Here is a 12,351-nt window from a genome sequence, read left to right as displayed (position 1 = left end):
AACCTTTGGCCTCAATCAGGCTGAATACCACCATCCTTGATAACTTTTTTCATTTTTACTAAGCCTTGGGCAATCATATTTTTTAAATGATCTGAGCCCAGAGGAACAAATTCAAAACCTTGGGCAATCAGTTGCTCACGCAGCTTCGGATCTTTCAGCGCAATGGCTAAAGACTCATTGAGTTTGTCAATGACTGCTGGTGGCGTTCCCTTGGGTGCAAGTAGTGCACCCCAAGTAGAAAACTCATAGCCTTTAACGCTTTCATCAATCGTTGGGGTATTGGGTAGCAATGGCGAGCGGGTTTTACTAGCAACTCCCAATACCTTGAGTTTGCCTGCGCGAATGTGAGGAAGCACTACTGAGAGTGCACTAATCATGACAGGTACTTGTCCTGCCATCACATCGGTGACTGCTGCAGCAGCGCCACGATAGGGAATATGAACAATGGGCGCACCGGTATATTGACGAAAGATTTCCATACCAATATGTTGTGGTGAGCCGTTACCTCCAGAGGCATAGTCAATCTTGCCCGGTTTTTCTTTAGCGATGCGAACCAAGTCAGCTGCAGTATTTCCTGGAAAAGCGGGGTTAGCAACGAGTACAAAAGTAATAGCGGCGAGTTCTGAGATAGGCGCAAAACTTTGTACTGGATCGTAATCAATCTTTTTATACAGATTGGGTAGCATGGTCAGAATGCTGTCGTTAAATGCTCCTAAGGCGTAGCCTTCTGCAGGACTTTGCGCTACCTTGGCAGTTCCTATTAAACCTGCGCCGCCAGGAATATTTTCAATCGTGACAGCTTGACCTAAGGTCTCACTCATCTTTTGTGCGATCGGGCGAAACAGAATATCAACACCACTACCGGCTTGAAGCGGCATGATAGTTTGGATAGTTCGATTAGGGTATGTGCTTTGCGCATTAGCAATACCTACATTAAGGATGCATAGTAAGCACGTAATCAGACTTGAAGATAATATTTTCATTGGAGACTCAATCTACTTGAATGCCAGCTTTTTCAACGACTTTACCCCAACGACCTTGTTCAACTTTGATGAACGCAGCAAATTGCTCAGGAGTGTCGCCTATTAATACAGCACCATCTTCTAACATACGCTTAGAGTCTTCCTTATTTTTAAGAGCCTTCGCAATCTCTTTTTGGAGTCTATCAATAATGGGTTTTGGAGTTCCTGCTGGTGCCATGATTCCATACCATTGAGAAGTTTCAAATCCTTTGTAGCCAGATTCAGCGATCGTTGGCACATTAGGAAGTACCTTTGATCTCTCTATGGAGCCAACAGCTAACGGGCGGAGAGCGCCACCACTAATTTGTCCCATTAATGAGGGAAGGCCATTAAAGGTCGCCTGTATCTGTCCACCAATGAGATCAGTCAGCATCGGGCCGGATCCTTTGTAGGGAACATGAACTAAGTCAATCCCAGCAACTGCAGAAAAGTATTCCATTGCTAGGTGGCCAGCACTGCCATTGCCTGCAGAACCATAATTAATTTTTCCTGGATTCTTTTTAGCATCCGCCACCAAGTCGGCCAACGTTTTGTAGGAGCTCTTACTGCTGACTGCAATCACGTTGGGTACTTTTGCAACTAAAGTCACCGGAGCAAAATCTTTATTGGGGTCATACGGCAGCTTGCTACCAAATAAAGCAGGATTAACAGCCAAGGTGCCTACGTGACCCAAAATCAGTGTGTAGCCATCTGGATTTGCACGCTTAACTTCTTCCATGGCAATATTTCCAGCGCCGCCTGGCTTGTTATCGACATAGACGGATTGACCAAGACTTGTCGACAGACTACTAGCCACTGAGCGGGCCACAATTTCTGAGGTTCCTCCAGTGGCAAATGGCACCACTAGACGAATCGACTTCTCCGGATAAGCGGCAAGTGATATTTGGGAGAGGGCTAGGCCTGTAATCGCAGAGGCAATAACAATCAGTTTTTTCACAGATGTGACCATTTCATAAGTGGGGCTAAAATTTTATTATTAACTGTTATTGTATTTAAAAAATTAGACGAAACATGACTAATAACCCCCTCACAATACTAAAAAATATTCTGATAGCAATAGGGTCGCTTTTCATTGGCTTGCTGCTGTTTGAAATGATTGCTAGCCTTATTATTGGTAAAGAGCTTTCTAACGACCATGAGCGTAGTCGTAGGTATATGCTTTTTGGCACAGCAGATCAGGCCCCTGCATTTCGCAATCAAGGCAAAATCTTTACGTATTTGCCCAACACAACCGTTCGTGCCACTGCCTATTATGAAGATGGACCCGGATTACATAAAGAATACGATTACGAATTCAAGACCAATAATTTAGGATTGGTTCAAAAGCGCAATATCGACAAGGACCTACCAAGTACTTTAGTACTTGGCGATTCATTTACCGAAGGTCAGGGCGCTACGCCTTGGTTTTACGATCTAGAGGATAAAAATAGCAAAACAATACAGATGATTAATGGAGGACTACTTGGTACGGGCTTTGCCCAGTGGAAGTTGCTCAATGACCAATTAGTCGATTCAGGAATCCGTATTAATAAAGTGATTGTTCCCTTTATATCGGATGACTATCAAAGAGTCGTCTGGAATTTTCCTGAGCGTTTTTTAAATTGTCTGGCTGATAGTAAAAACTGTAAGGGCGATGAAGGATATTATCCAAAGCCCGAAAAAGATGACGAAGCATTTGTTAGTCAGTTGAGGAAATTTAGAGATGCTGAATATGCAGATAAAAGCGTAGCCAAGGAGAAAAAATTCTTTCGTCAATATTTCTCAAGTCTTCATTTTATATGGGGATATATCAAAAATGAATACAAATTAAGATTTGCCAATCCTAATTTACCTGCTATGGAGACTTTGATAAAGCAATACGGGAATAATATTGTTTTTATTCACATCCCTACAAAAGAAGAGCTTGAACGTGGCAATACCCCCAATCCCTTAGGTCAGCTGGCCAGAGAAAAAATAGCTCACTCTGGCGCTAAGCTAGTAGATGGATTCAAAAACTGTGGTCTTGAGCCTGCGGATTATTTTATGAATGACCCTCACCCAAATCCAGAGGGGTATAAAAAAATAGCAAGATGCGTGGATAAAACAATGCAAGAACTTCATTAGTGCAGATGTAGGTCCGCAAAAATTAATCCTTTGGGACCCAAAACTCAGTGACCCAATTTTGCCCACCTGTTTGTAGGTCAATGGTTTCCAATTTCAAATAATTAGCCTCTAAAGTGGTTTGGGCAATCATCGGATGAAAATCTTTGGTGGTGGCAATTAACTTGAAGTGTTTACGGGCTATTTGGCTATCAATGTCATCGTAATAGGTTTTAAAAGCATTGAAATAGATATGCCTTTTAGGGAAGAGGATATCTAGTGTTGTTGAAGGGGTATCTAGACCTACATAACACTCAGAGTGTCCGTTATCTAGCAAAACTGAATCACCCATGATGGGAGCCAAAATTGGGCTAGAAATTAATTTTGGCCCTTGAATATTTGCAATGATTTGATTAGCAAAAGACCATCTCTGCAAAGACTGCTCGCTATAGATGGAGCGATAGCTTAATAGTTCACCATGAAAAATACTAAAGATCAGGATTCCGGTAATAAAAAAAGCACTGGCCGCTTTTGATCTTAATCTGGATAGAGAAATCAATCCAATAACAATTAGTGCCGGTAAGGCCAATTGATAGTAGTAGCTCAAGAAAGAGCCTGTATTGCGTCCCAAGGGAATTAAGCATAGCGCCGCAATCAATAAGACTAATAGATATAAATTTTCACCAGGGCTATAGGCACCCTGTTTTTTTGCTCTCTTCCAAAGGTATAAGAAGAGAAGGATGATGAGGGGCCAATATTGATTAAAAAAGAGAATCAGTTGACTGCGGGCATGACCCCACCCACCGCCTACTGCATAGAATTGCGCCAATATTGTGGCGTAGAAATAAACTGGATAGATTTGACTGATGAGTAGAACGGACGCTACCAAAATACCTAAGAAGGCTAAGGCATAAGTCAGCGCTTTTTTAAATCCTGAGTTCAGTAAGAGAAAAAGAAAAATAGGCGCAAAAATATAAACAAAATATTGTTTTGTATAAAAGGCTAGAACAGTTCCTAGTGCGACTACTAGAATCGAAGTGAAGCTTTGAGATTTTCTGATTTTGGATAAAACAAATATGATGATCAATAGCCCGCAGGAAGCGGGATTGAGTATGAATGCCGCATTGGTTGCTGACCCAGTCCAAAGGATTGCAGCAAAGCCTAGAATTGCTGGAAACAGCTGGCTACTTAATGCAAAAACTTCAGAGGCGATGAGTAAAGCAGTCAGGATGATGCAGGCGCATACGAATAATTTCGTGAGCAAAAATATATCGACATGAAAAATGCTGCTCAAACCTCCCGCTATAAGGGGAAAAACTAATCCATAGATATAGAAAAACGGCGGCCCATCAGAAAATGAATACGGTGAAAGTTGACCATAAAGGGCATTACTAAGATCAATACTGCCCCAATCTCGATATTCAGTAGGGATGGGATATTGAATGAGATGAAAGCACTGAATAATCCAAAAACCAATGAAGTAAATCACAAACACTAGAAAAAATTGCTGCAATCTAGTGAATGACTTAAGTTGATTGGAAATTTTTGCAGGCATATGTTGTTCTAGGCAGACTATTTTACTTTTTTAAGATTGCTAGCTCGTAAACGGATGAAATCTTGCATCGGCTTTTCATATTTTAAGTAAATAATGCGGGATAAGCATAAGACTAATGCCATATAAAAAATAAAGAAGTAGGACGAATAAAAAGGCATGGCTATATTTAGGGCTCCTAGCATTAAAACAACCAAGAGCTGAAGCGGAAGATGGATGAGATAGCTCGAATAGGTCATATTCCCTAGGGCCTCAATCAAATTTCCAATTTTCTGAGAAACCTTAATCTCCACTGCTGCAATATATATCAGTGCTGGGGCGAAGATAAGCAAGAAAATAGTTTTCATTTGCCTAAAAGAATCTTCATTTAGAACAACAAGAGGGCTAATGACCACTAAAAGACTGAATACCAGAATAAATTTTTGGTATTTTGTGTTTTCAAATATTTTGAATATCTGGGCAGTTAAGCCACCAAGGTAAAAGTAGATGATGCAGTCCACAATAAATGACTCGGTTAGATTATTAAACTTAATCAATCCAGCAATTAATAGCACCAACAAGGTCACCCAGACAGCTTTACCAACATATCTTAGTACTAGAAAGAAAAACAGATATATCAGTACCTCAACAGAAATAGACCAAATGGGCGCATTAAAGCTAAATCCTTGACCACCCCAATTGCTGGCTAAGAAAAGCTGCAAAATGAAATGCTTTAGATCATTATTGTGTACTACGAAATAATTACCATAGTCTCTGAAATAAATGATTTGCAGCGCAGCGATGAGTAGCAAAGTTGCAAAGTGCAATGGGTAGAGCCTAGAAAGTCTTAGGACAAAAAATTGACCACCACCAATGATTTTTTGATGGATCGCATTTTGGTATTTCCAGAAGAAAATAAAACCACTAATGCACCAAAAAAACTGAACACCTAATTCGCCATGAAGATAAAACCATTTAAAGAGCGTGTAAAAGGGCTGTTGATCCGCTTGATAGTTAACTAATGTGAGACCAACATAGGCAAATTGGTGATAGTGAAACACTAAGATCGCCATTGCTGAAATAAATCTTAATACCTCAAGGCCCAACAGCTTTTTTTCAGGTAAGGAATTAATCACAATTTTATTAAAGTAGCTTTACGTAAATGCTCTAGTGTGAAAAATCATTTTTAAAAGAACTAAAAGCCAAGGGACTTCACAAATGGATCGGTATGATCTGCCCAAAGTCGGCCGCCCCATTGTAGTAGGCTGTGACCACCGCGTCCCGGTAGGGGAGCAGTCATTACAAACTGTCCAGAGCCCCCGCTTGCTAAAAAGGCTTTGTGCCATTCAATGGGTGCAGTTGCACCCCAGTACTCATCGTTTTCTGCGTAAAGCCAGAGATTGGGTATTTTGGTGGTCTTGCCAAGACTGCCATAGAGTTCAGTTAAAACTTCAGGAAAGCAGGAATTACCGGGGTTGCGGATTGGATCGCCTCCTGTGCCACCAACAAAATTGATATAAGCAAGAACTCCTGAAGGAGGATTCGCACCAAGAGCAACTGCTGTCAGTCCACCTACCGATTGTCCAACTAGTAAGATTTTTTGGGGATTCACCCAACTTTGGGATTTTGCCCATCCAATCAGATCTCTCATTGGTTTTGCAGCATTTTCTGCAACCTCTTTATATTTGTGATCTCCAATACAGCGACCATCTTTTGTTATGGAATTGCCTGAGCGTTCCATATCTGGCCCCCCAGTTTCTCCATAACCAGGTCTAAATGGTGCTATCACTGCAAAGCCTTTACGCATCCAATATGCAGCATGGCCAGGAAGAATTGGATTTTTAAGGTTTGCTCGAGCTTCTTGGGTGCCAGCGCGCCCGTGCATAAAGACAACCAGCGGAAAAGGACCATCGCCTTCGGGTTTAAAAACTTGCACGACTATGGGTGTGCTGTAATCTTTCAAATTAATCCTGACAGTTTCTGGAACAGGTATTTCAGCAGTAATACCAGGATTTATCCAGCAAAGGAGAATGCCCAATGACAGCCCAAGGACTAACTTTTGGAATGCATTACTAGTAATAGGGAGGGGTTGAAGCATAGTCTTAAATTTTGCTTGAGATAAATAAAGTCTGATAGTAAATTGAATTTTTATAGCTTTACAATGATTTTTAAAACATTTACATTTTTTATGGAGACTAAAATACTATGACGTTTACTGAATCGATTTCAACTTGTTTCAAAAAATATGCAACATTTACTGGCCGCGCTAGTCGCAGTGAGTATTGGTGGTTCAGTCTTTTTTGTGTCATTGTTGGATTGGCTTTGTCTACACTTTTTGGAGATGGCAGCATCGTTTCCTTCGCCAATATTATCTTGATTTTGCCTTCGATTTCTGTTGCTTGCAGAAGATTACATGACGTAGGAAGATCAGGTTGGTGGCAGTTACTTGCAATTAGCTTGATTGGTATTCTTGTTCTGATCTATTGGTATGTACAACCAAGCAAAGAAGTCGATAATCAATACGCAGTGTAAGTTCTGATATTAAGTTAAAAGGCCCGAGTAAATCGGGCCTCATTCCTTTGCTCCCTGAGGGAATAAAACTTCCCATTTGTATACTTTTACAAAGTAGGACAGTATTTTTCTCGAATTAATATTCAATTTAATCTTATCTTTAAAGTAAGTATCGTCGCGATAGAATACCTACTATGAATTCCGAACTTCAAGCAGTACTTCAGCAAGCTATCCAAAATTTCCAGGACGGAGATTTTGATAGTGCTAAATTGGTGCTACAGGAGACTCTGGAAAACGATAAAAATAGTGCTGATGTTATTTTTGAAATGGCTATTGCTTATGCAAAAGCCAATAGATTTATGGAGGCATCAGCTATTTTTTACTGCTTGCAGTCCTATAAAAATGATGACGTAAGGATTCCTTATAACCTAGGACTTATCCATTCATTAAAGGGTGAGCACCAGCTTGCACTAGATGCCTATGATTTAGCCCTCAAAATTCAGCCCGATGATGCCGAGGTTTTGATTAATAAGGGTTCAACTTGTAATGATATTAAAAATTATCTTTTGGCATTAGAGGTCTTAGATAGGGCAATCCAAATAAGGCCTGATATCCCAGAGGCTTGGTCCAACAAAGGTATTGCATTAAATAATTTGAATTTATATCAGGAGTCCATCAACGCCTATAACGAGGCTATTAAGCTTGCCGCTAGCTATCACGAGGCTTGGTCAAATAAAAGTGTTCCCCTTAATAAGTTAAAACGATTCTTAGAGGCTTTAGAGGCATGCGATAAAGCGCTCAGTCTGAAGCCTGACTATGCAGAAGGCTGGTCCAATAAAGGCAATACCCTGCATGAACTTAAACGTTATGAAGAGGCTATTGCTCACTACGATAAGGCATTAAGTCTGAAACCCGATTATGCGGAAGGCTGGTCCAATAAAGGCAATACCCTGCATGAACTTAAACGGTATGTAGAGGCTATTACTCACTACGATAAAGCGCTCAGTCTGAAACCCGATTATGCGGAAGGCTGGTCCAATAAAGGCAATACCCTGCATGAACTTAAACGGTATGACGAGGCTGTTGCTCATTACGACAAGGCATTAAGTCTGAAGCCTGACTATGCAGAAGGCTGGTCCAATAAAGGCAATACCCTGCATGAACTTAAACGTTATGAAGAGGCTATTGCTCACTACGATAAGGCATTAAGTCTGAAACCTGATGAAGCAAGTTATTTTTATCAAAAAGCTTTAACGAATATTGCGCTTAATCAACATGCAAGCGCTATAGAGAATTTAGAAAATGCAGTTAAATATAACTATAGCCGAGAAGGGTATGCAGAATATCTACTTTCAGCATTAAAGCCTAACAATGGCTTAAAACCAATGCCGAAAAATTTTGTTGCAGAGTTATTTGATAATTACGCCGATTCCTTTGATCAACATCTTATCAATACCCTTAAATATGAAGCTCCGAATAAGTTGCTTGGATTATTAAATCTAAGTATTAACAACAAATTCGAAATCTTGGACATTGGTTGTGGCACTGGATTAATGGGAAAGTTGCTCAAGCCCTATGCCTCAAGAATTGTAGGGGTTGATTTATCGAAAGAAATGCTTGCAAGGGCGGAGTTAACAGGTGCTTACGATAAGTTGGTCGCTGAAGAAATTTCGGAATTTTTGAATAACTGTAACGATGAATTTGATTTGGTTATTTCCTCTGATGTATTTATTTATATTGGAGAGCTAAGTAATATTTTCATATCCTTATCTAGGCTCATAAAAGCTGGCGGCCTTTTTTGTTTCAGCGTAGAAAAGAGTGATTCTAGCGAATTTGTTTTGTCACCAAGAACGCTGAGATATAGTCATGCAAAGGAGTACATTCAAAAATTAGCATCTTTGCATAACTTCAAAATCGAACATTTTTTGGAGAGCCCCATAAGACAGGAAAATGATGTTGAAGTTGAGGGATATTATTTCTTGCTTAAGAAATACTGACAGAAGTTTTTCACAAATATGTTTGAAATTATCGCAACTGCTGCTTTATACAAGTTGCATAAAGCAGCGTAGAGCAGACTTTAAGTACTTCATCGTTAAAACTGTACGAGGGGTGTGATGTTGAAATAAAAAAATCCCGCCCTGGTTGGAGCGGGATTTTTATTGAGTACTTTTGCTTTAAGAGACTGACTTCACCATATCTTCAACGACCTTCTTCGCATCACCGAAGACCATCATGGTTTTATCCATGTAGAAGAGTTCGTTATCAAGACCAGCATAACCAGCGGCCATCGAACGTTTGTTTACGATGATTGTTTTCGCTTTGAAAGCTTCCAAGATTGGCATACCAAAAATTGGGCTGCCAGGGGTACGTGCAGCTGGATTCACCACGTCATTTGCGCCAAGCACTAAGACAACGTCGGCTTGACCAAAATCACTGTTGATGTCTTCCATCTCAAATACTTGATCATAGGGAACTTCAGCTTCAGCTAATAGAACGTTCATGTGGCCAGGCATACGACCTGCCACTGGGTGGATCGCATATTTAACCGTCACACCATGATGCGTAAGCTTCTCAGTTAATTCTTTCAGAGCATGCTGGGCACGCGCCACCGCTAAACCGTAACCTGGAACGATGATGACAGTGTCAGCATTTTCCATTAGGAATGCAGCATCTTCTGGTGAGCCAGTTTTGTAATTCTTTGGACTGCCATCATCGCCACCACCAGCAGCAGCTTCAGCACCGAAGCCGCCGAGCAATACTGCGATGATGGAGCGGTTCATCGCTTTACACATAATGTAAGACAGAATTGCGCCTGATGATCCAACGCAAGCGCCGGCAATAATCAACACAGGGTTGTTTAAGGTGAAACCAATACCAGCAGCCGCCCAACCAGAGTAACTGTTGAGCATCGATACCACTACTGGCATATCTGCACCGCCAATGGGGATGATCAAAGTCACACCCAATACCAAAGCAATCGCACACATTGCCAAGAAGGCTGCGTGACTATCACCCAAGTAGTAAGCAATACCAGCGCCTATCATCGAAATTGCTAGCACTAAGTTGAGCAAATGTTGGCCAGCAAAAGTGACTGGTTTGCCACTCACTTTGCCAGACAACTTACCAAAGGCAATTACCGACGCAGTAAAGGTAATTGCACCAATGAAGGCGCCAATAAAGAGTTCAATCTTCTGCGCACCAGTGTGGTCTTGGGCTGGATTGATAACCGCTGCAATCGCGATCAAGACAGCAGATAAGCCCACAAAGGAGTGCATCAATGCAACCAGCTCAGGCATTTTGGTCATCTGTACGCGTTTAGCAGCAATCGTACCGATGATGGCGCCACCAACAATGGCGACACCAATTAAAGAAATCACTGGCTTAAAGTCAGGAATGAAGAAGGTCGTAATGACGGCCAAGAGCATACCAATCATGCCGAAAGTATTGCCTTGGCGTGAAGTGGTGGGTGATGACAATCCACGCAGTGCCAGAATAAATAGCACTGAGGAAATGAGGTAAGAAATAGCGGTGATGTTTGACATTATTTTGGTCTCTATTAGTCTCTATACAGGTCTTGTTCTAGTTTTATTTAGTTCCAGCTGCATCAGCTTTAGGAGCTTTTTTCTTGAACATCTCTAGCATGCGACGGGTGACCATAAAGCCACCAAAAATGTTGATAGATGCAAGGAATACCGCAACTGCACCAATGATGCTGGTGAGGGTGATTTCATCACCGCCGATAACTTCGGTCTGCAGTAAGGCGCCAACAATAATAATTCCAGAGATAGCGTTAGTTACGGCCATCAATGGAGTATGTAGTGCTGGAGTAACGTTCCACACCACGTGGTAGCCAACAAAAATGGCCAGCACGAACACCGTGATATTTTGGACTGTGAGGATGCTTTGAAAGGCAGCGAGATCCATGATATTTCCTTAGAATTTTTTACTATTAGTTTTTACGGATGGCTTGGCCATCACGACACATTAAGCAAGCAGTAACGATGTCATCATCAGTTGGAATCACTAACTTTGCATCTTTATCCACAATTAACTTGAGGAAGTCGAGTAAGTTACGTGAGTACAGCGCTGAAGAGTCTGCTGCAACCATGCTAGCCAAATTGGTATAGCCCACAATCTTGACACCATTCACATCAACCAATTTATCCGCTTGAGTGAGTGGGCAGTTACCAGATCCGTTATCACCTTTGCCTGCAGCTAAGTCGATCACCACAGAGCCGGGTTTCATATTGGCAACGGTATCGCTATGCAACAGGATAGGAGGTTTGCGACCTGGAATTAATGCAGTGGTAATAACGATGTCAGCTTGCTGAGCACGCTCAGCAACCAAAGCAGCTTGACGTTTCATCCAAGCCTCTGGCATTGGACGGGCATACCCACCAACACCCTGAGCGATTTCACGCTCTTCATCGGTTTCATAAGGTACATCAACAAATTTTGCACCCAAAGATTCAATTTGCTCTTTCGCAGCTGGACGCACATCGGATGCTTCAATCACAGCACCAAGGCGTTTAGCGGTAGCAATTGCCTGTAAGCCTGCAACACCAGCACCTAAAATTAATATACGAGCTGCTTTGACGGTTCCTGCAGCAGTCATGAGCATTGGCATGAAACGTTGATACTCATTCGCTGCAACCATGACTGCTTTGTAACCAGCAATATTGGCCTGTGAAGAGAGTACGTCCATGCTTTGCGCGCGAGTAGTACGTGGCGCAGCTTCCAATGAGAATGCGGTCACACCTTGAGCAGCCATCGCAGCAATATTATCGTTATCAAATGGGTCGAGCATGCCCATGAGCACACTACCCGCTTTAATTTGTTTTAATTCGGCCGCTTCAGGTGCACGTACTTTTAGTACAAGCTCAGCACCAAATGCATCTGCAGCGCTACCAATGGTGGCCCCAACAGCTTCGTATGCAGCATCTGGTTGACTAGCCTTCACGCCGGCGTCTTTTTGAATGACGACGGTATGACCCTGACTAATCAGTTTTTTAACGGTTTCTGGTGTAGCGGCTACTCGAGTTTCCCCGAGTCTAGTTTCCAGCGGCACTCCTATGCGCATGGCATGTCTCCAAAAGCAAAATTTTTAAAAGTTCTATTTTATATATAAACGGGGTAGGTTTTACCTACTTAGTTAGCCCCTAGGTTTACCGGCGTGGTTTTTACCGATAATCCTGCGAAATCGTGGTG

The 12,351-nt window shown here is 41.8% G+C and carries 11 protein-coding genes; 3 read left to right on the top strand and 8 right to left on the bottom strand.

Translation table 11 applies throughout. The features are described from left to right. Nucleotides 1-11 precede the first annotated feature (11 nt). Both ICN38_RS11115 and ICN38_RS11110 read right to left on the bottom strand, forming a co-directional pair. Complete coding sequence (locus ICN38_RS11115) at nucleotides 12-983, bottom strand: tripartite tricarboxylate transporter substrate binding protein (RefSeq protein WP_216257160.1); 972 nt, start codon at nucleotides 981-983, stop codon at nucleotides 12-14. A gap of 7 nt (nucleotides 984-990) precedes the next feature. Then, the gene (locus tag ICN38_RS11110; RefSeq protein ID WP_370624402.1) at nucleotides 991-1,959 is read right to left on the bottom strand and encodes a Bug family tripartite tricarboxylate transporter substrate binding protein; all 969 of its coding nucleotides are present in this window, start codon (nucleotides 1,957-1,959) and stop codon (nucleotides 991-993) included. Nucleotides 1,960-2,033: 74 nt separating this feature from the next. On the opposite strand from ICN38_RS11110, the gene ICN38_RS11105 reads away from it, so the two are divergent. After that, nucleotides 2,034-3,125, top strand: a complete 1,092-nt coding sequence (locus ICN38_RS11105; protein ID WP_216257158.1) for an SGNH/GDSL hydrolase family protein — start codon at nucleotides 2,034-2,036, stop codon at nucleotides 3,123-3,125. A gap of 22 nt (nucleotides 3,126-3,147) precedes the next feature. On the opposite strand, the gene ICN38_RS11100 is transcribed toward ICN38_RS11105, so the two are convergent. The 3 genes from ICN38_RS11100 to ICN38_RS11090 are packed head-to-tail and all read right to left on the bottom strand — an operon-like array spanning nucleotide 3,148 to nucleotide 6,730. Then, nucleotides 3,148-4,656 carry a hypothetical protein gene (locus ICN38_RS11100; protein ID WP_216257157.1) on the bottom strand — a complete coding sequence of 503 codons (1,509 nt, stop codon included), beginning with the start codon at nucleotides 4,654-4,656 and terminating at the stop codon, nucleotides 3,148-3,150. A gap of 17 nt (nucleotides 4,657-4,673) precedes the next feature. After that, nucleotides 4,674-5,768, bottom strand: a complete 1,095-nt coding sequence (locus ICN38_RS11095; RefSeq protein WP_216257156.1) for an acyltransferase — start codon at nucleotides 5,766-5,768, stop codon at nucleotides 4,674-4,676. Between the two features lie 59 nt (nucleotides 5,769-5,827). Then, nucleotides 5,828-6,730 carry a dienelactone hydrolase family protein gene (locus ICN38_RS11090; protein WP_216257155.1) on the bottom strand — a complete coding sequence of 301 codons (903 nt, stop codon included), beginning with the start codon at nucleotides 6,728-6,730 and terminating at the stop codon, nucleotides 5,828-5,830. Between the two features lie 107 nt (nucleotides 6,731-6,837). Between ICN38_RS11090 and ICN38_RS11085 the strand changes: the two genes are divergently transcribed. After that, a complete protein-coding gene (locus tag ICN38_RS11085) occupies nucleotides 6,838-7,164 on the top strand; it encodes a DUF805 domain-containing protein (protein ID WP_216257154.1) in 327 nt (108 codons plus the stop codon). Between the two features lie 173 nt (nucleotides 7,165-7,337). Next, nucleotides 7,338-9,140: a tetratricopeptide repeat protein gene (locus ICN38_RS11080; protein ID WP_216257153.1), complete on the top strand. Its 1,803-nt coding sequence runs from the start codon at nucleotides 7,338-7,340 to the stop codon at nucleotides 9,138-9,140. Nucleotides 9,141-9,317: 177 nt separating this feature from the next. On the opposite strand, the gene ICN38_RS11075 is transcribed toward ICN38_RS11080, so the two are convergent. Genes ICN38_RS11075 through ICN38_RS11065 form a run of 3 tightly spaced genes read right to left on the bottom strand, consistent with a single transcriptional unit; the run spans nucleotide 9,318 to nucleotide 12,223 of the window. Continuing rightward, the gene (locus ICN38_RS11075) at nucleotides 9,318-10,685 is read right to left on the bottom strand and encodes an NAD(P)(+) transhydrogenase (Re/Si-specific) subunit beta (protein ID WP_216257152.1); all 1,368 of its coding nucleotides are present in this window, start codon (nucleotides 10,683-10,685) and stop codon (nucleotides 9,318-9,320) included. Between the two features lie 43 nt (nucleotides 10,686-10,728). Continuing rightward, nucleotides 10,729-11,067: a proton-translocating transhydrogenase family protein gene (locus tag ICN38_RS11070; RefSeq protein ID WP_011903634.1), complete on the bottom strand. Its 339-nt coding sequence runs from the start codon at nucleotides 11,065-11,067 to the stop codon at nucleotides 10,729-10,731. Nucleotides 11,068-11,092: 25 nt separating this feature from the next. After that, nucleotides 11,093-12,223 (bottom strand): Re/Si-specific NAD(P)(+) transhydrogenase subunit alpha, encoded by a 1,131-nt coding sequence (locus tag ICN38_RS11065; RefSeq protein WP_216257151.1) that lies wholly within the window; start codon nucleotides 12,221-12,223, stop codon nucleotides 11,093-11,095. Nucleotides 12,224-12,351 lie beyond the last annotated feature (128 nt).

It is taken from the genome of Polynucleobacter sp. AP-Melu-500A-A1 (assembly GCF_018882125.1).
In the GTDB taxonomy this organism is placed as follows: domain Bacteria; phylum Pseudomonadota; class Gammaproteobacteria; order Burkholderiales; family Burkholderiaceae; genus Polynucleobacter.
This window is presented reverse-complemented; position numbering and strand designations above follow the sequence as displayed.